Source organism: Plantactinospora solaniradicis, assembly GCF_042658085.1.
GTDB classification, from domain to species: domain Bacteria; phylum Actinomycetota; class Actinomycetes; order Mycobacteriales; family Micromonosporaceae; genus Plantactinospora; species Plantactinospora solaniradicis.
In genome coordinates this window covers 62,730-84,774 of sequence record NZ_JBHSPR010000069.1, presented here as the reverse complement: position 1 = coordinate 84,774, position 22,045 = coordinate 62,730, and the positions used below count along the sequence as shown (strand labels likewise).

The window sequence follows — 22,045 nt, the reverse complement described above, 5'->3', positions numbered from 1 at the left end:
GTACACCTGTCGCGAGGCAGCAACCGGTCAGCCGAGCCGGGTGATCTCGACAGTGACGCCGATCTGCTCCGCCGCGGGTCCGGAGTAGACACCGGAGAGCGGCCGCACGTCAGCATAGTCCCGACCGCGGGCCAGCAGCACGTGCCGGCTGCCCACCTTGGCGAGGCTGGTCGGGTCGACCGCGAACCACTCGCCGGCCCAGAACTCCACCCACGCGTGGCTCTCGCCCGGCGTCGCTACCCCGATCGCCGCGTCCGCGTCCGGGTGCAGGTAGCCCGAAACATAACGGGCCGGCAGCCCGGTTGCGCGCATCAGCCCGAGCGTGACGTGCGCGAAGTCCTGACAGACGCCTTTGCCGGCGGCGCGCGCCTCCGCCGAGGACGTGTGCACGTGTGTCGCGCCGGGCTCGTAGCGCAGCGCCTCGTGGGTCCACGCCGCCGCGTGCAGCCCGGCCTCCACCGGCGTCGACCCGCCCCGCAGTGACCGCGCGACCTCGGCGAGCTCCGGCTCCGCCGGCACGTAGCGGGTGGCGCCGAGGAGCTCACCGAAGCGCTGCCGGACGGTACGCCCGTCCAGCTCCGCCCAGCTGATACCGGACGCTACGGGCCGGCCCGCGGACGTCTCGACCGTCGAGGTCGCCAGCACCACCAGCTCGGTGTGCGGGACGTGGATGTCGAACGCGTCCACCGTCGTACCCCAGTAGTCGGTGTATCGCAGTGGTGTGGTCTCCGGCGTGATGTTCAGTGCCGCCTGCAGGAGGCGCTGACCGTCGACGGTAGGCGGGGTCAGGCGGGCTTCGTTGTACGACGCCTGCACCGGCCCGCCGTAGCGGTAGCCGGTCCGGTGCCGGATCGCGATCCGCCAGCTCACGCGGCCGGCTCCTCGATGCTCCACCGCAGTGGGGCCGACCCGGCGAACAGCCGCTGGGTTACCTCTTCGCTGACTGTCGAGACCGTCCGCTGCAACCCGTGCAGCCGCTCCGACAGATTGTCGAGCAGGTTGTCACCGGACATGAACTCCAGGTCGGTGCGGGCCCTGCCGATGGCCCGGCGGGCGGGTTCGTAGAGCCCGGAGCGCCCGGAAACCGGATCGAGCCGGGCCAGCGCCTGCTCACCGGCGCGCAGCGCGTAGAACACCGACCGCGGGAAGAGCCGGTCGATGAGCAGGAACTTGAGCACCCGGGGAGCGTCGACGCCCTGCTGGTAGGTGCGCAGGTACGCGTCGTGCGCGGAGCAGGCGCGCAGGGTGGAGGTCCAGCGCTCGTCGCCCCCGGCCGCACCGATCCGGGAGGCCAGCAGCCGTGCGGTCATGTCGACCCGCTCCAGGCTGCGACCCAGGACGAGTACGTCATGGCTCGCGTCCCGGTTCATGGTGGCCTCGACGTGGCCCGCGAAGGTGGCGGCGCGCTCGCGGACGTACGAGAAGAACGGCGCGGGGCCGAAGTCGCGGGCGGCGGTGAGGCGGACCGGAAGGGCGTTGTAGGTCGAGTTGAGGCACTCCCAGATGTCCGCCGAGAGGGCTTCGCGGGCGCCACGGGCGTTCTGACGGGCCGCGATGAGCGCGCCGGCGATCGAGCTGGAGGCGTCCCGGTCGTAGCCGAGCAGCTCCAGTACGGACTGACTGGTCCGGTGCTGCCGGGCCGTGTCGTCGGGGACGCCCATGACCGTCAGCAGGACGGTGCAGGCGGCCACCTCGTCCACGGTCGGGTCCTCGAGCACCTCGTGGAAGTGCACGTCGAGAAGCCGGGCCGTGTCCTCGGCGCGTTCGACGTACCGGCCGATCCAGAACAACGACTCGGCGACCCGGCTCAGCATCGCGGTCCTCTCATTGCTGGGGCTGGTCGTTGCGGGGACCCAGGTCCGGGACGGTGCCGCGGACCGCCTGCGCGGGAAACGCCTCGGCCTCGGCGTCGGGCGTCCGGTGCAGGGCCGAGGTCAGCACCCAGGTGTCCTTGGAGCCGCCGCCCTGGCTTGAGTTGACGATCAAGGTGCCCTCCCGCAGCGCCACCCGGGTCAGCCCGCCGGGCAGCACCCGCACCCGCTCACCGTCGTTGACTGCGAATGGTCGCAGGTCGATGTGCCGGGGTACCAGCCGATCGTCGACGTAGGACGGAGCGGTCGACAAAAGCACCATTTCCTGCGCGATCCAGGCCCGCGGCTCGGCGATCACTCTTTCCCGTACGGCGGCTAGATCCTCGTCGGATGCGTGTGGCCCGATGACGATGCCGGCACCGCCGGACCCGTCCACCGGCTTCAGGACGAGCTGGTCCAGCCGCCCGAGGCACTCCGCGCGCACGTCGGGGTCATCGAGCCGGTAGGTCGCCACGTTCGGTAACACCGGCTTCTCGCCGAGGTAGTACCCGATCAGCTCCGGGACGTAAGAGTAGGTCAGCTTGTCGTCGGCGACGCCGTTGCCGGCCGCGTTGGCGATCGTGACGTTGCCGGCGCGCGCGGCGTTGAGGATGCCCGGGCAGCCGACGACCGAGTCGGGCCGGAAGTGCACCGGGTCAAGGAACTCGTCGTTGACCCGCCGGTAGACCACGTCCACCCGCTTGCGACCGCCGAGGCTGCGCATGTAGAGGACGTGCTTCTCGCAGAACAGGTCGCGCCCCTCGACCAGCTCGATGCCCATCTTGCGGGCTAGGAAGGCGTGCTCGAAATAGGCCGGGTTGTGCACCCCGGGGGTGAGCAGGACCACCACCGGGTCGTGGGCGCCCGCCGGGGCGCAACGGCGTAAGGCGTCGAGCAACAGTCCGGGGTACTGCGCGACGGGCTGCACCCCCTGCTCCAGGAACAATCCGGGGAAGACCCGGGCCATCGTGCGTCGATTCTCCACGACGTACGAGATGCCAGAGGGGACCCGCAGGTTGTCCTCGAGTACCCGGAAGGCGCCCGCCTCGTCACGGACCAGGTCGATCCCGGCGAGATGGATCCGCACACCGCCCGGCGGCCGGATGCCGTGCGCCGGCCGGCAGAACGTCTCGGAGCTGGTGAGCAACGAACGCGGCACCACGCCGTCGCGGACCACCTCGGCCGGCCCGTACACGTCGGCGAGGAACGCCTCCAGCGCGCGTACCCGCTGCGCGACACCCTCCTCGACCCGCTCCCACTCGGCGGCCGGGATCAGCCGGGGGATCAGGTCGAGCGGGAAGAGCCACTCCTCCCCCGCATGGGAGAAGGTGACGCCCTGATCACGGAAACTACGGTCCCGCGCGGCTGCCCGCTGCGCCAGATCCACGCCGGTAAGCGTCTGAAGGGCGTCGTAAAGTGCCCGCGCATGCGGATGCGGCGACCCGTCAGCCTCGAACATCTCGTCGTAAGCTGGACCGCGCGGGTATCCGTCCAGGAGCCCACCCATGTGGGATTCGTACCACCGATGTGTTGCCGCGCCTAGCCGTTACGGTGAGGAAACAATGACGGCCCACAATTCGGCGATGGCAGCCGTGGCACGCCAGGTCCGGGTCGGGTGCGAGTTCCAGTATGCGGCGGAGATCGACACACCCGCGATCTTCCAGGTCCAGCCCTCGGGGGCACCGCCGGCCACCGTGCTGCGGCAGGGCTGGGACATGGTCCCGGAGACCCCCCGGCACGGTTACGTCGACCTTTACGACAACGTCTGTCAACGGCTCACACTGCCGGCGGGCACGTCCACGCTGCGGTACGACGCGCTCGTGTCGGTCCCGGACGCGACCGAAGACGTCGACCTCGATGCCGCCGAGGTGCCGACCGCGCTCCTGCCTGACGAGGTGCTGGTCTACACGATGCCCAGCCGCTACTGCCTGCCCGACGTGCTCGGTGACGAGGCATGGCGCCTGTTCGGCAACGACAAGCCCGGCTACCGACGGGTGCAGGCGATCTGCGACCACGTCAACAACCACCTGCGGTTCGCCTATGGCAGCAGCAGCCCGACGACGACCGCCGCCGAGGCCTACGCCGCCGGCAGCGGCGTCTGCCGTGACTTCGCCCACGTCGCGATCAGCTTCTGCCGTGCGCTCTCGATCCCGGCCCGGTACGCCTTCGGCTACCTTCCCGACATGGACGTGCCGCCGGACCCGGCGCCGATGGACTTCGCCGCCTGGGTGGAGGTCTACCTCGACGGGCAGTGGTGGACCTTCGACCCCCGCAACAACATGCCCCGCAAGGGTCGCGTGCTGATCGGCCGAGGGCGCGACGCGGTGGACGTGGCCATGGTCACCACCTACGGTGGACCGATGCTCGAGAGCATGACCGTCTGGGCCGAGGAACCGCCATGACGCTGCCCTCCCGCAGCGAGATCCAGCGGGCGCGGCGCCTGACGTACGTGCTGAGCCAGCGCTTCCGCTACACGTACGACGGCCCGGTACGCGACCTCGACCACCGACTGGTGGTGGTGCCGCCCCGACGGCATGGCGATCAGCACCGGCGGCGGCACTCGATCACCATCTCCGCCGCCGGTGCCCGCACCACCCACCGCCGTGACGCCGCCGGCAACTCCGTCCTCCGAGCGCGGGTGCCGCACGTGCATGACCACATCGAGTTCGAGGTCGAGGCGGTCGTCGAACGGGCCGGGCCAGTCACCGACGTGTTGCTGCCCGCTTCAGCGCTCACCGACCCGCGGCTGCTCGGCGCGACCCGACTGACGACCGCCGACCCGGCGATCCGACACCTGGCCGCGACGATGGACGGCAAGGACCGGCTGGCCGTCGCCGAGCGGTTCTGCGACTACGTGCACGACGCGATCACCTACGAATTCGGCGTGACCTCGGTCACGACCACGGCCGCCGAGGCGCTCGCCGCCGGCCGTGGCGTCTGCCAGGACAGTGCGCACCTGATGATCGCGCTCTGCCGGGCTGTCGGCCTGCCAGCCCGCTACGTCTCGGGGCACCTGCTGGGCGAGGGCGGCACGCATGCCTGGGTGGAGGCCGTCGTCGCGGACCCGGCGGGTGCACGGGCGGTCGCGTTCGACCCGTGCAACGCCCGCCGCGCCGGCCGCGACTACGTCACCGTTGCCACCGGGCGCGACTACACAGACGTGGCTCCGACCTCCGGCTCGTACTTCGGCACCGCCCGCGGCACCCTGACCGCCACCAAACGGGTCGCCGTCACCCTCATCTAGCCCGCGCTCCTGCCGGTTAGAGGTGTCGGCCCGGCTCGTCCGCACCACGCAGGCGTTCGAGGAAGTCCTTCAGAGCGCGGTAGTACGGGGTGATGGTGCTGATCTCGGCGTACTCGTCCGGACCGTGCTGGCCGGCACCGCCGACGCCGAACGCGACCGCGGCGATGCCGCGCCCCGAGTAGAAGCCGCCGTCGCCGGCCCCGTGCTTGCGTAGGAAGTCGGACGGATAGCCCTGCCGCTGTGCGGCCCGACGAAGCTCGGCGACGTCGCGGTTGTCGTGGTCGACGTGCTGCGGGGGGTCGAAATGATCGACCTGGACCGAGACGCCCGGCTCGGTGAAGCTGACCAGAAACTCCGCGACCTCCGCCATAGTTCTGCCGTTCAGTCTGTCGTCCTCCGCCGGGAACCGGATGTCGAGCCACGCCTGCGCATCGGCCGGCACCTGGTTGTAGGCGCGGTTGGGGGTGTCGATCCGGGACAGGTTCACCGTTGTCCGCCACGCCTCCTCGGCAACCGGCGGATACGTCGCCAGCAACCGTGTCACGGTGTTCACCAGCTTCAGCACGGCGTTGTCGCCGAGCCACGGGTAGGCTCCGTGAGCGCCGCGGCCGGACGCCCGCAGGCGTGCGTGCAACAGCCCCTTGGAGTCGGCCACGATGTCGAGGCGGCTGTGCTCGCCGATGACCACGAACTCTCCGGTCACGCCTTGCTCGAGCTGATGCAGCGTTCCGTCCCGCCCGCCGACCTCCTCGTCCGCGACGAGTTGCAGGGCCAGCGGGTACGGCAGACGCGGCGCGACCTCACGGAAGACCTGAGCCTGCACCAGCCCGGTCACCTTCATGTCCTGGGCGCCGCGCGCGTAGATCCGGTCGCCCTCGATGCGCGCCCGGAACTGCTCGGCCTCGGCCGATACCACGTCGAGATGGGCGTTGAGGATGGCGCGGAAGCTCGCCGGTCGTGCCGCTCCGCCATGGGCGTCTGCGTAGAGCAGGGCGCTCGGCTTGCCGGCGGACTCGAATCGTTCCACCGTGAACCCCGGGCCGACGAAGTCGACGACCCAATCCACGGCGCGCCGGAGTTGGTCGGGTCGGTCGGCCGTGGACGGCAGGGCAAGCAACTCGGTGGCGGTGGCGAGGAAAGTGTTCAGATCCATCGCACCATCCTGAGACCAATCGCCGCGCGATGTTGCTGTGCGAAGGCGGATTGTGTCGTTGTCGGTCGTGCTGTCGCGGCTACTCGGACGGGGACGCCGATGCCGAGATCGGTGTCCCTGACAGTGACGGAACCCGACCTCGCGCGACATCTCTGGTCCCTACCCGAGATCGCCGGCACGACTCGCCTTCAGAGCCTGCTGAAGGACCCGGGGGCGTAGGGAGCGCCGTGGTTTGACGCTCGTCCGGCGCGGCTGCCATCGGATAGGCGGGCGAACGTCATCGGCTGGTCCGGGGTGGCCTCATAGCGTGGCCGGCTGCGGCAATCGGTCAGTCGCCTGGAGCAGCATTTCGGCCCGGTCGACCACGACGGCGTACGCGGCCCGGATGACCGCCGTGGCCGACGACGTTGTGCCCGGGGCCCGCGCATCCAACTGGCCGGCATCGCTGCCGGTATGACGGCCACTCTCATAACCGCCGAGCGCCTACCAGGACTTGTCTCGTAGGCGCAACGGAGGGGTCGGTGGTGCCGGCCCCTCCACGACAGCAAACGGTCAGCCGATCACGTCGGCGTTTCGGTCCTTTGTCGCCAGCCACTCGACGGTGTCCGACCCCTCGTCCGGGTCGGCCACGCAACCAAGGGCCAGATCCTCGGCCTCCTGTGCCTCGGCCGGCTGGACCTGGAGCACCTCAATCGTTGTCACCTCGACCTCAAAAAGACTGGTCACCGAACCTGAACCGGTTAGCGGTGAACCGACGCCCGCAGCTGCGGGACCAGACCGGGTTGCCGACCAACCCGGGCATACTGGGGGATGAATGGTGTCCCCCCGGTGGTCCTGAGGCCGTTCGGTGGGTCGGCGGCGCAGCACGGGTTCGAGGCCGTAGGGCTGTGCCGCCGGGTGAACTGACTCGGCGTGCAGGTGGGGGCACCAGCCGTCGACGGCGGCGCGACCCCGGGATGCGCGGGGTTTGTCTCCGCGAACGCCCATCACGTGCTTGTGGATCGCGTACGCGGACGGGTCCGGGCTCAGATCACCCCGGGCGATAGCCGTCTGGACGTCGGCCAGCAAAGCCAGGATGTCGTCCGGAAGGTCGTCCGCCCCGGCGGGTCGAGCGGGTGTCTTCCCCGGTTGATGCCGTCCGGACGACCATCCAGCTAAGACCCATCCGAGCTGCCGTACACGTCGTACATGGCCGCCTCGCACTCGTTGCGCTGGTCGATCATCATACGGATCCCGGTCTCTGCCCCATCGAGTAAGCCGGCGACGCCCTCCATCGCCAGGTGAAATCGGCGCATGTGCACCCGACCGAGCGAGGTCAACGTCTCGGAGCCATCTTTCAAGATCGGATAGCGGAAGTGCTCCGACGTCGGGTCGAAATCGTGCAACTGCAAAAGGATGTGCTCGACGTTGTCCAAGTCCGTCGTCGCGCCGCCCGGATATGCTCGCTCGATCAGAGGGCGTGCCACTCGCCAAAGATGGTCGATCTTGTGCGTTTTTGGCAATTCGCACGACTTACGCAGGTACGTGGCCGCCAATTGGGTCAAGACCTTGAGCTGCAGTTCGACATAGTGCCGCCAGCACATCAGGAACGGGTAGACAAGGTAGTCCTGGTCACGCCCGGTGCTCGCGACGCGTTCGACGATGACCGTCGCTGCCTTCCAGTAACCTTGGACGTAGCCGATCCACCGATCGCGCGGCCAATCCATACAGGCCACAAGCCACCAGTCGTCGCCGCTGCCAAGAAGGTCCGCCTCACCGGCAGGCCCAGACCCGACGGTGACATCATCATCGTTCGCGGCTTCTGCCCAAGCGGTCAGGGCCGGGGCGTGATCTGAGCGCCGTCGAGGCGCCGGTGGACCAGCGACAGCAGCGAGAACAGATCCAGCGCGTCCGGCTCGGTCACTCAGGCGCCCGCGCCTACTACGACCAACAGCGCGCCCGAGGCGTCAACCACCACGCCGCACTACGGCACCTCAGCAACCGCCTCGTCGGCATCCTGCACGGCCGTCTGAATACCGCGACGAGGTACGACGAGGACCACGCCTGGCCATCCGCCAAAGATCAACAATCGACCGCCGCTGCTTGACATCAAGACGTCATGGGATGTCTATCGGGACATGCCCTACCGGTCCGGTGACAGCAGGCACTCCCACGAGCCACAGTCGACAGATCAGAGCAAAGGCATCTACTGAGCCGGTTGCGTTGCGGGTCAGACCCCAGCCCGCAGGTGCACGGTTCTTACGATCTCAGAGCCGCACCTTCACACTCACAGTTGCGTCGCCTGTGGTTGTGGGGCCGAGGCAGGCTTGACGGGTGGCGCTAGCGAGTCGTCGTCCTTGGTCGCCGCCGAAGTCGGCGTTCACCGGGTTCCGATTGCCGGCCGAGGTGATCGTCGTCGCGGTTCGCTGGTACCTGCGCTACACGGCCATCAGGTCGAGGTGGGTGCTGCCGGGCACCTGAGCCGGCACCTGCCGTCCCACGAGGATGTCCGGCACCGGCCCTCCGGACGGCACGCAGGCGCCAGCCGTCGTGCAAGGTCTCGTGCATCATCCGTCCTCTCGTCGTCGGTCGGCGACCAGATCGTTACGTAGGCAGCCTAAATAAGTCAACCTGCAGCCAGTGGTTAGCCGGGAGCGAGGTCCGCATCGCGTCACAGCTTGACGCCGCCTGTACTGCCGAAACATGTCGAAGACTTTCTTCGGCAACTTGACAACGGCCGAAGCGCGGGCGACCTCGACGTGCTCGCCCCTCACCCCGGGCTGCCCGGTGGCGCTGGTTGGCGGGTCAGGATCGGGCAAGTCCCCGATCGCCCGGATCATGGCCCGCTGGAGCGACCCATCAGCGGCCAAGGTCATCCTCGAGGTCAGAGGTCAGGAGGCGGGCACCGGTCGCGGGGCCTCTTGGCGGGGATGTCCGAGGGTCAGTTCGCTCTGCAGGACCAGGACCGCGCCGCCGATCGCCGCCGCGTCGGACCCGTTGACCGACGGTACGACCCGCACCGGATGGGCCCGCCGGGCGAACGTGCGGCGGTCCACCTCCTGCTGGATCACCGCCTGGTAGATCGAGCCGGCGACTGCGAAGCTCGGCCCGGCCAGCACGATTGTGTCCAGGTCGAACAGGCTCGCCATGGTGACGGCGGCGGAACCGAGATAGCGGGCCGACCCCTCGACCAGGCTCCGGGCGGCGGGATCGCCGGCGTTCGCCGCGGCCGCAATCCGCGCGAACTCGCTGAGGAAATCGGCCTCGGCCGGGTCGAGCGCCAGCCGCTGGGCGAGCCCCGGTGTCGCCAGGGCCTGCCGGACCAGAGCCGACGGGCCGGCGTAGTTTTCCAGGCAGCCGATGTTGCCACACGGGCACTCGTCACCGTTGACGTCGATCGAGATGTGGCCGATCTCCACACTGTTGGAGGAACTGCCCCGATAGACCTCACCGGCGACCACGACCCCACCACCGATCCCGGTGGCCATGTAGATGCAGCCGTAGGTGCTGCGCGGGTCTACCGCGCCCATCCAGTACTCGCCGATGGCGGCCGCTGCGGCGTCGTTGTCGAGCAGGACAGGCATGCCGAGGCTCTCCGAGAGCCGCCGCGCGACTGGGTGGTCGAGCCACTCGTCGGTGGGCTGCGGCGTCAACAGCACACCCACGCGCCGGTCCTGCGGCCCATAGCTGACCAGGCCGACCCCCAACACCTTGTCGCGATCGACGGCCGCCGTGGCCAGCAGCGCCTCCACCTGCGCGGCCACCAGCGGCAGTGCCCGCTCCGGCGGCATCGACGCCACACCGTGGAACGACGTGCGGGCCACCTGCCGGCCCGCCAGGTCGACCACGACGATGACGCACGTGTTGCGCTCGAGCTGGACCCCGACGCTGAAGCGGGCCAGCGGGTTGAGCTGGACCAGCGTGCGTGGCTTGCCACCGGTCGGCGCACCCCGACCAGCCTCGACGACTAGGCCGTCACCCATGAGCTCGCGGACGACCTCGGAAATCGTGGCACCGGTCAGGCCCGTCGCCTCGGCGAGCTCGATGCGGGTGATCGTGCGCGCCGACCTGATCAGATCCAGGACCAGGCCGCGTGTCTTCGGCCGGCTGGTCCAGATCGGGCTGGTCGCCACCGTCTCCTCCTCCGGTCCGTCGCTTTGCCAGGCTACTTTACTTTCCCGTACCGGAACGCTCCGGTCGCTTCTTCCGCCACGCCTAGCGTCGGCCGTGCAGCGTATTGACTTTCGTAAACGACCTAATAAAGGATGTTCCGCAGCGCTCCCATCGATCCCTCAAGACCCACGAGGAGATCAGATGAAACACCGTCATGCACTACTGGCCGCCGGCGCAGCCGGCGCGCTGGTACTGAGTGGCATCGCCACGGCAACCCTTCCCGCCTCCGCGGCCGCCTCCGGCTGCTCGGTCACGTACACGGTGCAGAGCCAGTGGTCGAGCGGGTTCACCGCCAACGTCGCGATCACCAACCTCGGTGACGCGATGTCGAGCTGGACGCTCACGTTCGACTTCCCGAACGCCAGCCAGCGCGTCACGCAGGGCTGGGGCGCTAACTGGACGCAGTCCGGCGCCCGCGTCTCCGCGGCCAGCATGGGCTGGAACGGCTCACTGCGCACCGGCGCGTCCACCTCCATCGGGTTCGTCGGCGCGTGGAACGGCGCCAACCCCGTACCCGCGTCGTTCGCGCTCAACGGCACCGCCTGCACCGGCTCGGTGACCACGCCGACCGCCAGCCCGACGAGCGCCAGCCCGTCGCCGACCGCCACAACTTCCCCACCCAGCGGTCCGGCGCCCAAGCTCAAGGTGTCCGGCAACAAGATCGTCACTGCGGACGGCAAAGCGTACCGGCTACTCGGTGTCAGCCGATCCAGCGGTGAGTTCGCCTGCGTGCAGGGCAAGGGCATGTGGGATGGCGGGCCGGTCGACCAGGCCTCCGTCGACGCGATGAAGACCTGGAACATCCACGCGGTCCGGATCCCGCTGAACGAGGAATGCTGGCTTGGCGTCAACGGCTCCCCCAGCGGCGCCACCTACCAGCAGGGCGTCAAGGACTACGTCAACCTGCTGGTCGCCAACGGCATCAACGTGATCCTCGACCTGCACTGGAACTGGGGCGCCTACACCAACAGCCCGGACTGGCACTGCAAGGACGAAGCCGCCGTCTGCCAAAAGCCGATGCCCGACGCACGGTACGCCCCGCAGTTCTGGACCGGCGTCGCCAACACCTTCAAAGGCAACGACGCCGTCGTCTTCGACCTGTTCAACGAGCCCTACCCGGACATGCCCGCCGAATGGAACAAGACCCTGGGCTGGCAGTGCCTACGCGACGGCGGCACCTGCACCGGCCTGCCCTACGAGGCAGCCGGCATGCAGGACCTCGTCGACGCCGTCCGCGCCACCGGCGCCACCAACATGCTCATGGTCAGCGGACTGGAGTGGACCAACGACATGCGCGAATGGCTGGCGTACAAGCCGAACGACCCGCTGAACAACATTGCCGCCTCCTGGCACGCGTACAGCTTCAACGCGTGTGCCACGGAATCCTGCTGGGACAGTCAGATCGCACCGCTCGCGCAGCAGGTGCCGGTCGTGATCGGTGAGTTCGGTCAGGATAACTGCGGCTTCGACTACATGCAGCGGCTGGTGAGCTGGGCCGACGCGCACAACATGGGGTACCTGGCCTGGACCTGGAACCCCTGGGGATGCACCGGCGGCGCTGTGCTCATCAGAGACTGGGCCGGCACACCGGAACCCGGCGTCGGCGTCGGCTACAAAGCCCACCTGCTGTCCCAAAACCCGTACGTCTGACCGACTCTCGAAGTGAGCCCGGCCTATTTCGGAGGCTGGGGTCACCGCCCTCACCTCAACGGGTACCAAACGCGATGGACCGGGTGCCGCCCCGACGGCACCCGGTCCGGCGTTGCCTTTCGCGGTGGCTATCCCAGGCGGCACCGCTGGTTGCTTCCGCGGTGGCAGGCCCACAGTTCGGCCAAGGCTGGAGGCGTTGGTGACGTCCAAGCAAAGACCGGATTGGACGCCGATGATGGTGCCGCTGGCGTTGAGCTCCACCGCTGGTTGGTACCGCCTGTGCAGTCCCAGATGATGATCCGGGTGCCGTTGGTGGTGGCGCGACCGGCCGCGTCCAGGCATGTTGCCGTACACCACGAGTTGCTTGCCGGAGGTGTAGGTCCACCGCTGGTTGGTGCCGCCGTTGCAGTCCCAGATCGCCAGCTCGGTGTCGTTGGCCTAGGAGGCGTTCGGCACGTCCAGACACTTGCCCGCGCCAAGCACATGCATCGGTCCGGCCGTGCTGGTGCCCCGCCGTGGGCTTGGGTCAGTGGGTCGAACCACTTGGCCGCGATCTTCTGGTTGCCGGAGTTTGTTGGGGTGTACGCCGTCGCCCGTGTCGGTGGCGGTGTTGACGCCGGTCCACTGGTCGACCACGGTGAGCCGTCGTGGTCTTCGAGGCGGCCCACCCCGGGATCGCGTTGTTGAGGTTGACCGCGCGCTGGCCGCAGGCGGAGCAGTTGCTCGGGTTCATCGGGATGATCTTCGCGACCAGGAGCTTCATGGTCGGGTTACTGGCCCGCATCTGGTCCACGAGCTTACTGAACGCGGTCAGGATGTTGGCCGGGGCGATGTTGTTCCACATGTCGTTCGTGCCCAGGTGCATGATCAGGATGTCGGGCCGAGCGGCCGACAAGCGACACGCCACAACGACCTAACAAAGCACTACTAATACTCCAGCCGTACCTGCGGTTCCTGGCGTTTTGGCACTTCAGCAGCATGATCGACGTCTCGTCGGTGCCGATGCGATAGCTGCCAGCATCGATGCTAGTCGCCGGACTGGCCAGACGATCGCACTTCGTGTCTGATGCCTTGGGCTGCGGGCCGGGCAGGCTGTTGCGCTTGTGTTGGTCGATCACATCGTCGGGTGGCGGGCGGGTCTGGATGATCTGCTGGCGCGGTTTGCGCACCGGTTCGGGCGTGCGCAGCCGCGCAAGCAGGCGCTCAGCTATCTGGTCGGGTTGTTGTCGCCGTTGGCGGCGAAGAACGGCTGGACCCTTGCCGAGGCTGCCGGTGACGCGACGCCGGATCGGATGCAGAGGCTGCTCAACCGGTCGTTGTGGGATCCGGACGCGGTCCGTGACGACCTGTTCGCCTACGTGGCCGAGCATCTCGGCCACGACGACGGGGTGCTGATCGTCGACGAAACCGGCTTCCTGAAGAAGGGCGTGAAATCGGCCGGGGTTCAGCGGCAGTACTCCGGCACTGCGGGGCGAACCGAGAACTGTCAGCTCGGGGTGTTTCTCGCCTACGCCACCCCGATGGGTCGCACCCTCATCGACCGAGACCTCTACCTGCCTCGGGTCTGGTGCGACGATCCCGCCCGCCGCGACGAAGCCGCTATCGACGACGCGGTCACGTTCGCCACCAAACCCGCCCTCGGCCTACGCATGCTCGACCGGGCGCTCAACGCGGGACTCCCGGCGCGGTGGGTCACCGCCGACGAGGCCTACGGTCTGGACTCGAAGTTCCGAACCTGGCTACAGCAACAGCGAATCGGCTACGTCCTCGCCGTTCCCCGCAACCAACGCATCCCCACCACGACAGGCAACTGGCGCCCCGACATCCTGGCCACCGCCGCACCGGTCGAGGCGTGGAAACGGCGCAGCTGTGGCGATGGAGCGAAAGGACCACGGCTCTACGACTGGGCCACGGCCACCCTCCCCGACACCGACGGGTACCGCCAGTGGCTGCTGATCCGGCGCAGCATCACCAACCTCGACGACCGCGCCTACTACCTCTGCTTCGGCCCCGCCGACACCACCGACGAGACACTGATCCGGGTCGCGGGCACCCGGTGGGCGATCGAGGAGTGCTTCCGGAGCGCGAAGACCGAGGTCGGCCTGGACCAGTACCAGGTGCGGCGTTACGACGCCTGGTACCGCCACATAACCCTCGTACTGGTGGCACACGCCTACCTCGCCGTCACCGCCGCCCACGCTCAAAAGGGGACACCGAACCCGATCATGAACGGCTCATCCCCCTTACCCTCGGCGAGGTCCGCCGTCTCCTGGCACACCTGACCGCCACCGCCCGACCGTTCGACCACATACATCGATGGTCACGATGGCGACGCCGACACCAATACCGCGCCAAACAAGCCCACTACCAGCGAAGACACCGAATCACCCAGCTACGGCTGGAGTACTAAGGTGGGTGGTGGCCGACGAGACGGGTTCGGCGTTCGGCATCGGTCCCCACGCGTTGCTGGCGGGAATCGCGTATTTGGACAAGGATCCGGCGCTGCCACACGCTCACGAGGCGCTCGAGCCGTCGTTGAGGTGACCGGATTTGATCTTGGCTGCGGCATGGACCCGCGCCCAGGTGATGTGGGCCGGCGTTGGCGTGGTGATCGACGCGGCGATGACCTCAAGGGCGCGGCGTCGGGCGTCAGGGGCGAGGTCGTCGCCGATGCGGTCGAGGAAGTGGATCGCGGAGGGGCGGGCAAGCCCGCCAAGGGTCTCCTGAACGACTTCGACGAGTTCGTGGGCCAGCGCCGCGCCGGGGATGGTGTCGGTGGCCGGCACGACGTACGCGACGAGCCGGCGTCCGAGTTTGGTGTCGGGGCGGGTGACGACCTCGGCCGCGGCCAGGAACGGGTGGTCCAGCAGGACGTCGCGTACCTCGGCGAGGGAGACCAGTTGCCCCGAGATCGAGACCACCGGGTCGATGCGGCCGAGGAAATCCAGCCGGTCGCCGGGGTTGACAGGGTCCCGGTGCCGGACAACGCGGTCCCCGGTCGCGTACTGCTGGTCGGGATGGCCCCAGTGTTCGTAGGCGTCGCCGGCGCCCGCGCCGCGCAGGGCGCGCAGTGTGCCCGCCCAGGGGCGACGCAGTACCAGTTCGCCGGGTGTCCCGGGGCGCGCGCTGCGGCCGATGGCGTCGATGATCTCTGGCGATGTGTCCGGCATGCGCCCGGCGTCGACCGGGTGGTCGACGGTGACGATGCCGCCGAGCTCGATCTGGCCCCAGGCATCGGCGACCGCGTCGGGGTCGCCGGTGAACTGGTCGGCTATCCAGGTGCGCAGCGCGGGCTGGAACGGCTCGGCCATGGCGATCACCCGGCGGAGGGTGCGTTTGTCCGGCTCGGGGGGAGCGGCATCCGGCCAGTCGCGTAGCCGGGCGAGTACGGATGGGACGGTGAGCAGGGTTGTGACGCGGTACCGGTCGATGATGTCCCAGAGCCGGCGCCGGGTGGGCACGTCGAGGGTTCCTTCGAACATGACCGTGGTGTCGCCCCAGGCGAGTGGGCCGAGAACGCCGTGCACCGGCGCGGCTATCCAGGCGAGGTCGCCGGCGCACCAGAACACTCCGCCGGGGCTGAGCCCATATCGGTGGACGGCCACTGCGGCGGCGAGCAGGTTGGCGGTGCCGTGGACTGCGGTGACCGGCCGGCCGCGTCGGTTGGCCAGCCAGGTGATGAGCAGTGGATGCTCGGCGGGCAGCGCCGCCGGTGGCGCTGCCGCTACGTGTGCGATGCCCCGGATCCCGCTGGGCGGCTCGGCCTGCGTGGCTTGGTCGGCTGGCCCGGCGGTGTCGCGGAACGGGTCGAGTAGGTGGTGCAGCCAGCGGTCGCCTTCGTACCAGGCGACGTCCTGGCCGGTCCGGCGGATCACGATGGTGTGCTCGACGCCGGCGACGGCGGTCAGGGCGTCGTCGACGCGGGCCTTGGTCGGGATGATGGTGCCGTGGCGCCAGGCGCCGTCCTGGGTGATCAGGACGCGCGGCGCGAGGTCGTCGAGGCGTTCGGCGAGCGCTTCTACGGGTAGCGGCACGGGGAGTACGGCGAACACGGCCCCGATGCGGGCGCAGGCGAGCATCGCGACGACGGCTTCGGGTAGCCAGCCCAGGTGCAGGGCGACCCGATCGCCTGTGCCGACGCCGAGACCGCGTAGTGCGGCCGCCATCATTTCGACCTCGCGGGCAAGGTCGTGGTAGGTGATGGTTCGGCGGTCGCCGGGTTCGCCTTCCCAGTGGATGGCCGGCTGGTCGGCGTTGGCCGGCAGGTGCCGGTCGACACAGTTGGTGACGACGTTGAGGGTGCCGCCGGGGAACCAACTGCCGTACCTGCCGTGCGGTTGGAAGATCACGTCCGGGTGTCGGGACCAGGTGAGCTGGTCTGCGACGGCCGCCCAGCGGGGCAGGTCCGGCTCAGCCATGGCCCAGCGTCCTGCTCGCCGCTTGAGCGGCTCGGATCAGGTGTGCGGCGGCCTGGGGCACGGCCCCGTCCGCGACGGTCGCGGCGAGGGCGGCCGCTGGGTGGCCGTATCCGTCCGGCACCGGGACGGCGACCTCCGTGCCGCCGCGCTCGGCCGCGGCGAGGGTGAGGTGGGTGGCGGCACGCCAGTGGCTGCGCTCGCCGGTGGCCAACGCCCGCTCGGTCGAGTCGACGAGGGCGAGTGCCGCGTCCCAGCCGGGATCGTCGGCGTGCGCGGCCAGGATGCGGCCGGGTGCGGTGCGCAACGCCGGTTCGACCCGGTGTGGCTCCCGGTAGGGCCCGATGTCGGCGGCGTCCGCGCGGTCGACGTAGGCCACCGATCCACGAGTGTACAGGACAATATGGACGGAGGTGTGCAATGCGTCGCGTACCGGCAGCAGATATGGCGACAGCGCGGTGAGAACGGGCAGCCGGGCCAGGTATCGCTGGGACAGCCGCACCAGTTCGGGACCCAGGCCGTACCGGGCCGATCGGGGGTCCTGCTCGACCAGGCCGGCGACGGTCAGGGACCGGAGCAGTCGGTGCACGGTGGGCAGCGAGAGACCGGACCGCTCGGCAAGCTCGGTGAGCTGCTGGTGTGCCGGGCCGTCGGACAACAGATCCAGCAGGAGAGCGGCGTTTCGCAGCGTGCCGAGCGTTCCGCGTGAGTCGGTCTGCGTCCCCGACCGCGTTTCCGCTTCCGTCACGGTCGCACGATACCAGCAGGAAGCAGATTCCGTATATGACGATTGACTTTCACATAGTGGAAACATAACGTCCATCACAGGCCGTCTGGAGGCGCCATGATCACTCGCGAGTACCGGTTCCCACTCAACAGCAGCACCGTGCCGGCGGGTGAACCGGTGTTGACTGTGTCCGACGTGGGGTTGAGATTCGGCGGCGTGCAGGCCCTGGACGGGGTCGGGCTGACCGTGCGGCAGGGTCAGATCCACGCGGTGATCGGCCCGAACGGAGCCGGCAAATCTAGCCTGCTCAACTGCGTGTCCGGGCTGTACCGGCCGCAGCGCGGGACGATCAGGCTGTCCCGGGCCGACGCTGCGGTGGACTTGGTCGGGCGCCGGCCACATGAGATCGCCCGGCTGGGGCTGGCCCGTTCCTTCCAGAACATCGAGCTCTTCAAGCACCTGACGGTGCTGGAAAATCTGATGCTCGGTCGGCACCACCGGATGAGCCACGCTCTGCTGCCCGCACTGGTCTGGTTCGGTCCGGCCCGCCGGCAGGAGATCGAGCACCGGGCAATGGTCGAGGAAGCCATCGACCTGCTGGAGCTCCAGGTGGTGCGCCACCAGCCGGTCGGTGCCCTCTCGTACGGCTACGCCAAACGGGTGGAACTGGGCCGGGCGCTGTGCATGCAGCCGGCCGTGCTCCTGCTCGACGAGCCGATGGCGGGCATGAACGCCGAGGAGAAGGAGTCCCTGGCCCGCTACGTGCTCGACGTCAACGAGCTCGCCGGGGTCAGTGTGGTGCTCATCGAGCACGACATGGACGTGGTCATGGACATCTCCCACGCCGTAACCGTGCTCGACTTCGGCCGGCTGATCGCCGAGGGTCCGCCGGCGCAGGTCCGCAGCGACCCCGCGGTGATCAACGCGTACCTCGGTGAAGCGGCCCGATGAGCACGTTTCCCGAGTTGCTCTTCGCGCGGGCCGCCGAGCATCCGCAGGCCATCGCCATGCAGGAGAAGCGATATGGCGTATGGCAGCCGCTGACCTGGGCGCAGTACGCGCGGCGGGTATGCGATTTCGCCCGCGGCCTGGCCGGGCTCGGGATCAGCCGTGGTGATGTGGTCGCCGTGCTCGGTGATAATCGCCCGGAGTGGCTGATCACGGAGTTGGCCGTGCAGTGCCTGGGCGGCGCGGTCGTGGGGCTATATCCCACCAGTGTCGGCGAGGAGATCTTGCATGTGCTCTCCCTGGCCGAGGTTCGTGTCGTGGTGGCCGAGGACCAGGAGCAGGTCGACAAGCTGATCCGGCTCAAAGACCAACTACCGAAACTCGCCACAATCGTCTACTACGACCCGCGCGGCCTGGCCGGCTATCCGCAGCCGTATCTGGAGCGGTTCACCGACATCGAAGCCGCCGGCGCCGAGAGCGCGAAGGCCCAGCCGGCGTGGCTCGACGACCGCGTCGCCCTGGTCGGCCCCGATGATACGGCGATCATCTGTACCACCTCCGGGACAACCGCGCGTCCCAAGCTGGCTGAGCTGTCACACGCCAATCTCATAGCGATGGCCGAGCACCTCGCCGAGATCGACCCGTTGCGGCCCGGCTACCGGTACGTGTCGTTCCTGCCGCTGGCGTGGATCGGTGAGCAGATGCTCGCCGTCGCGTCCGGGTTGCGGCACGGCTTGACACTCTCGTTTCCGGAGGACGCCGCGACCCAGCGCACCGACCTGCGAGAGATCGCACCCGACGTGATGTTCAGCCCACCCCGCATCTGGGAGTCGATGCTCTCCGACGTCCAGGTACGCACCGACGAGGCGGGATGGCTCAAGCGCCACGTCTTCGGCTGGGCCTACGAGGTGGGCGACCGGATTGCCACCCACCGCACTACCGGCCGGGCGCCGGGCGTACTTCTGCGCATGGCCCACCGGGTCGCGGACGCGGTCGGGTTACGCCCGGTGCGTGACCAACTCGGCCTGCTGCGGATCAAACGGTGCTACACCGGCGGCGCACCGTTGTCGCCGGACGTGTTCCGGTTCTTCCACGCCATCGGTGTCAATCTCAAGCAGATCTACGGACAGACCGAAATCTGCGGCATCGCGGTCGCCCACCACGACGGCGACCTGCGGTTCCACACCGTGGGTACCGCTATCCCGGGCACCGAGCTACGCATCAGCGACGACGGCGAGATCCTGCTGCGCTCGCCGAGCGTGTTCCGCGGCTATCTGCACGACCCACAGGCCACCGCTGCCGCCACCGATCCCGATGGCTGGCTGCACACCGGCGACGCCGGGTACCTCGACGACGGACATCTCGTCGTGATCGACCGGCAGGCCGACGTGCTCCACCACCCGGCCGACGGCGGCCGGTTCTCCAGCGCGTTCATCGAAAACAAGCTGAAGTTCTCGCCATATGTCGAAGAGGCGGTCGCGTTTCTGGGCAGCCAGGGCATCACCGCCATCCTGTGCCTCGACCCGGCCACCGTCGGAGCGTGGGCCGAGCGGGCCCGGATCGGCTACACCACCTACACCGATCTTGCGACGCAGCCGGCCGTAGCGGATCTGGCGGCCGCCGAGATCGCCCGCGCCAACGCCGACCTGCCCGCCTCGATGCGGATCCGGCGCTTTGTCCTGCTGCACAAGCAACTGGACCCGGACGACGACGAGATCACCCGCACCCGAAAGGTCCGCCGCAACGTCATCGCGACCCGTTACGCGGACATCATCGCCGCCCTCGACGGCGACGAGCCCACTGTGGACGTGGACACCACCGTCGCCTACCAGGACGGCACCATCGCCGAGCGGACCATCACGCTGGCAATCCACCGGCCCCTCGACATCGAGAGGCTTGCCGGCCAGCCGCGGCGCCAGGTCTGGAGTGGACGAGCATGAGCGGGGCGATCGCATGAGTCAGTTTGTGCAGTTGACCGTCTACGGTCTGGCCAACGGTGCCGTGCTGGCGCTGGCCGCGCTGGGCTTCGTGCTCATCTACAAGGCGACGAGCGTCATCAACTTCGCGCAGGGCGAGTTGCTGCTCGTCGGCGCCTACCTGTTCTACGCCGCGTTCGTCCTGTTGCGGCTGCCCTTCGCCGTTGCCGTGCTCGTCGGTGTGGCGGCTGCGGTGGTCCTTGGCGTCGCGATCGAACGTGTGGTCCTGCGGCCGCTGATCGGTGAAGACCCGATAACGGTGATCATGGTGACGATCGGCTTGGCCGCTGTCCTCAAGGCCGTCGTGACGATGTTCTTCGGCACCACCCCACGCGAGATGCCGAAGGTGCTGCCCGCCGGGACCACCACCGTCGCAGGGGCCACCGTGCCGCTGGACCGGCTCGTCGCGGTCGCGGTCGCGGTGGTCGTCCTCGCCGCGTTCACGGTGTTCTTCCGGTGGTCGCGGCACGGCATCGCGATGCGCGCGGTCGCCGACGACCAGCAGGCCGCCCTGGTTCAGGGCATCTCGGTGCGCAGGATCTTCGCGCTGGCGTGGGCGTTCGCCGCTGTCAGCGCGTTGATCGCGGGCCTTCTGCTGGCCGACATCGCCGAGCTGAGCCAGAACCTGGGCACATTCGGCCTGGTCGTCTTCCCGGTGGTCATTCTCGGCGGGCTCGACTCGGTGCCGGGCACCATCATCGGCGGCGCCGTCATCGGTTTGGTCAGCCAGTACGCCGAGGGCATGTCGGCCGGCGCCTCACAGGTGGCGCCGTACGTCGTGCTGGTGCTCATCCTGCTGCTGCGCCCGTACGGGCTGTTCGGCCAACCACGCATCGAGAGGGTCTGACATGGCCGCCACCGCCGCCGGCGTGTTCCACACCAGCTACGCCTCCGAACTGCGGCTTCGACACACGTCGGCCGAGCGCCTGCGGCTGGTGCTCGTCTTCGCCGGCCTGCTCACGTTGCCGTGGCTGGTCGACCCTTACTGGCTCGGCATCGTCAACACCATCGGCATCGCCGCGATCGGCGCCGTGGGCCTGAACATCCTGGTCGGGTTCACCGGTCAGATCTCGCTGGGCCAGGGTGGGTTCCTTGCCGTCGGCGCGTTTACCTCCGGGTTGCTGGTGCAGCGGGCCGGGCTGCCGGTGCCGCTGGCCATGCTCGCCGCCGTGCTGGTGACGGCGGCGGTGGGTGCGTTCTTCGGCCTGCCGGCGTTGCGTCTCAAGGGCCTCTATCTGGCTATCGCGACGATCGCCAGTCAGGAGATCATCATCTTCGTGGTCCGCCGGTGGGGCTGGCTCACCGGCGGGCAGGGCTTTCTCGACGTCGACCGGTTGACCCTCTTCGGTTGGCGGGTGCCCCGGACCAGTTTCGAGTTCGTCTGGTACTGGATCATCGCCGGCCTCGCGGTGCTGGCCGTCGTCACCGCCCGGAACCTGTTCCGCACCGCGCTCGGTCGCTCGTTCATGGCCGTGCGCGACCACGACATCGCGGCGTCGGCCATCGGCGTTGACCTGACCCGGACAAAGTTGATGGCCTTCGCCGTGTCTTCCGGCTACGTCGGGTTGGCCGGTGCCCTCACCGCCCACTACACCCAGACCGTCACCTGGGAACGGTTCACCATCGACGTCTCGATCCAGTACCTCGCCATGATCATCGTTGGCGGGCTCGGCAGCATCGCGGGCGCCGTCTACGGCGCGGCCTTCATCATGCTGCTGCCCCCGTTGCTCGCCGAACTCGCCGATGCCCTCCGCACCCGGGTTCCCCTGCTGGCAGACCAGTTGCCGGCCGTGCAGGCGGCCGCGTTCGGACTGGTCATCGTTCTGTTCCTGCTGTTCGAGCCGCGCGGGCTGGATCGGATCTGGCGCCGGGTCAAGGACTACGTGCGGTCCTGGCCGTTCCGCTACTAGCCCCACCAACAAAGCCCCCA

The 22,045-nt window shown here is 68.8% G+C and carries 20 protein-coding genes and 1 pseudogene; 10 read left to right on the top strand and 11 right to left on the bottom strand.

What is annotated here, in order from left to right:
- Nucleotides 1–27 precede the first annotated feature (27 nt).
- From ACFP2T_RS42980 to ACFP2T_RS42970, 3 genes are read right to left on the bottom strand one after another with little or no spacing between them, the layout of a single operon-like run.
- The gene (locus tag ACFP2T_RS42980) at nucleotides 28–870 is read right to left on the bottom strand and encodes a transglutaminase family protein (RefSeq protein ID WP_377432777.1); all 843 of its coding nucleotides are present in this window, start codon (nucleotides 868–870) and stop codon (nucleotides 28–30) included.
- The gene (locus ACFP2T_RS42975; protein WP_377432776.1) at nucleotides 867–1,814 is read right to left on the bottom strand and encodes an alpha-E domain-containing protein; all 948 of its coding nucleotides are present in this window, start codon (nucleotides 1,812–1,814) and stop codon (nucleotides 867–869) included. Before ACFP2T_RS42975 ends, ACFP2T_RS42980 begins: the two co-directional genes overlap by 4 nt.
- 10 nt (nucleotides 1,815–1,824) lie before the next feature.
- Nucleotides 1,825–3,237, bottom strand: a complete 1,413-nt coding sequence (locus ACFP2T_RS42970; RefSeq protein WP_465264299.1) for a circularly permuted type 2 ATP-grasp protein — start codon at nucleotides 3,235–3,237, stop codon at nucleotides 1,825–1,827.
- Between the two features lie 196 nt (nucleotides 3,238–3,433).
- Between ACFP2T_RS42970 and ACFP2T_RS42965 the strand changes: the two genes are divergently transcribed.
- Both ACFP2T_RS42965 and ACFP2T_RS42960 read left to right on the top strand, forming a co-directional pair.
- Entirely contained in the window at nucleotides 3,434–4,252 is an 819-nt protein-coding gene (locus ACFP2T_RS42965) for a transglutaminase-like domain-containing protein (protein WP_377432774.1), read from the top strand.
- On the top strand, nucleotides 4,249–5,094 hold the full coding sequence (locus ACFP2T_RS42960; RefSeq protein WP_377432773.1) for a transglutaminase family protein: 846 nt from the start codon (nucleotides 4,249–4,251) through the stop codon (nucleotides 5,092–5,094). Before ACFP2T_RS42965 ends, ACFP2T_RS42960 begins: the two co-directional genes overlap by 4 nt.
- 16 nt (nucleotides 5,095–5,110) lie before the next feature.
- Here the strand turns inward: ACFP2T_RS42960 and ACFP2T_RS42955 are convergent, their stop codons facing one another.
- The 3 genes from ACFP2T_RS42955 to ACFP2T_RS42945 all read right to left on the bottom strand — a co-directional run bounded on the left by ACFP2T_RS42955 (nucleotide 5,111) and on the right by ACFP2T_RS42945 (nucleotide 7,953).
- Nucleotides 5,111–6,247, bottom strand: coding sequence for a M20 family metallopeptidase (locus ACFP2T_RS42955; protein ID WP_377432772.1), 1,137 nt, complete (start codon nucleotides 6,245–6,247; stop codon nucleotides 5,111–5,113).
- 552 nt (nucleotides 6,248–6,799) lie between these two features.
- Nucleotides 6,800–6,949, bottom strand: a complete 150-nt coding sequence (locus ACFP2T_RS42950) for a hypothetical protein (protein WP_377432770.1) — start codon at nucleotides 6,947–6,949, stop codon at nucleotides 6,800–6,802.
- Nucleotides 6,950–7,401: 452 nt separating this feature from the next.
- Nucleotides 7,402–7,953, bottom strand: coding sequence for a hypothetical protein (locus tag ACFP2T_RS42945; protein ID WP_377432769.1), 552 nt, complete (start codon nucleotides 7,951–7,953; stop codon nucleotides 7,402–7,404).
- Nucleotides 7,954–8,099: 146 nt separating this feature from the next.
- On the opposite strand from ACFP2T_RS42945, the gene ACFP2T_RS42940 reads away from it, so the two are divergent.
- Nucleotides 8,100–8,333, top strand: a complete 234-nt coding sequence (locus tag ACFP2T_RS42940) for a hypothetical protein (protein ID WP_377432768.1) — start codon at nucleotides 8,100–8,102, stop codon at nucleotides 8,331–8,333.
- A 227-nt stretch (nucleotides 8,334–8,560) separates the two neighbouring features.
- Nucleotides 8,561–8,707 carry a hypothetical protein gene (locus ACFP2T_RS42935; protein ID WP_377432767.1) on the top strand — a complete coding sequence of 49 codons (147 nt, stop codon included), beginning with the start codon at nucleotides 8,561–8,563 and terminating at the stop codon, nucleotides 8,705–8,707.
- A gap of 410 nt (nucleotides 8,708–9,117) precedes the next feature.
- Here ACFP2T_RS42935 and ACFP2T_RS42930 read toward each other — a convergent pair whose 3' ends face one another.
- Nucleotides 9,118–10,359 carry an ROK family transcriptional regulator gene (locus tag ACFP2T_RS42930; protein ID WP_377432765.1) on the bottom strand — a complete coding sequence of 414 codons (1,242 nt, stop codon included), beginning with the start codon at nucleotides 10,357–10,359 and terminating at the stop codon, nucleotides 9,118–9,120.
- A 181-nt stretch (nucleotides 10,360–10,540) separates the two neighbouring features.
- On the opposite strand from ACFP2T_RS42930, the gene ACFP2T_RS42925 reads away from it, so the two are divergent.
- Nucleotides 10,541–12,049, top strand: a complete 1,509-nt coding sequence (locus tag ACFP2T_RS42925) for a cellulase family glycosylhydrolase (protein ID WP_377432764.1) — start codon at nucleotides 10,541–10,543, stop codon at nucleotides 12,047–12,049.
- Between the two features lie 128 nt (nucleotides 12,050–12,177).
- On the opposite strand, the gene ACFP2T_RS42920 is transcribed toward ACFP2T_RS42925, so the two are convergent.
- Together ACFP2T_RS42920 and ACFP2T_RS42915 are read right to left on the bottom strand one after the other, a co-directional pair.
- Entirely contained in the window at nucleotides 12,178–12,534 is a 357-nt protein-coding gene (locus tag ACFP2T_RS42920; protein ID WP_377432763.1) for a ricin-type beta-trefoil lectin domain protein, read from the bottom strand.
- 41 nt (nucleotides 12,535–12,575) lie between these two features.
- The gene (locus ACFP2T_RS42915; protein ID WP_377432789.1) at nucleotides 12,576–12,893 is read right to left on the bottom strand and encodes an SGNH/GDSL hydrolase family protein; all 318 of its coding nucleotides are present in this window, start codon (nucleotides 12,891–12,893) and stop codon (nucleotides 12,576–12,578) included.
- Between the two features lie 274 nt (nucleotides 12,894–13,167).
- Here ACFP2T_RS42915 and ACFP2T_RS42910 point away from each other — a divergent pair.
- Nucleotides 13,168–14,274, top strand: a pseudogene (locus tag ACFP2T_RS42910) (IS701 family transposase); the annotation flags it as partial.
- Nucleotides 14,275–14,562: 288 nt separating this feature from the next.
- Here ACFP2T_RS42910 and ACFP2T_RS42905 read toward each other — a convergent pair.
- Nucleotides 14,563–16,467 (bottom strand): AMP-binding protein, encoded by a 1,905-nt coding sequence (locus ACFP2T_RS42905; protein ID WP_377432762.1) that lies wholly within the window; start codon nucleotides 16,465–16,467, stop codon nucleotides 14,563–14,565.
- Entirely contained in the window at nucleotides 16,460–17,212 is a 753-nt protein-coding gene (locus ACFP2T_RS42900) for an IclR family transcriptional regulator (protein ID WP_377432760.1), read from the bottom strand. The genes ACFP2T_RS42905 and ACFP2T_RS42900 overlap by 8 nt, the downstream gene beginning before the upstream one ends.
- 96 nt (nucleotides 17,213–17,308) lie before the next feature.
- Here ACFP2T_RS42900 and ACFP2T_RS42895 point away from each other — a divergent pair, with 96 nt between their 5' ends.
- From ACFP2T_RS42895 to ACFP2T_RS42880, 4 genes are read left to right on the top strand one after another with little or no spacing between them, the layout of a single operon-like run.
- Nucleotides 17,309–18,142: an ABC transporter ATP-binding protein gene (locus tag ACFP2T_RS42895; protein ID WP_377432758.1), complete on the top strand. Its 834-nt coding sequence runs from the start codon at nucleotides 17,309–17,311 to the stop codon at nucleotides 18,140–18,142.
- The gene (locus ACFP2T_RS42890) at nucleotides 18,139–20,079 is read left to right on the top strand and encodes an AMP-binding protein (RefSeq protein WP_377432756.1); all 1,941 of its coding nucleotides are present in this window, start codon (nucleotides 18,139–18,141) and stop codon (nucleotides 20,077–20,079) included. The genes ACFP2T_RS42895 and ACFP2T_RS42890 overlap by 4 nt, the downstream gene beginning before the upstream one ends.
- A gap of 13 nt (nucleotides 20,080–20,092) precedes the next feature.
- Nucleotides 20,093–20,962, top strand: a complete 870-nt coding sequence (locus tag ACFP2T_RS42885) for a branched-chain amino acid ABC transporter permease (RefSeq protein WP_377432755.1) — start codon at nucleotides 20,093–20,095, stop codon at nucleotides 20,960–20,962.
- Nucleotide 20,963: 1 nt separating this feature from the next.
- Entirely contained in the window at nucleotides 20,964–22,025 is a 1,062-nt protein-coding gene (locus ACFP2T_RS42880) for a branched-chain amino acid ABC transporter permease (protein ID WP_377432753.1), read from the top strand.
- Nucleotides 22,026–22,045 lie beyond the last annotated feature (20 nt).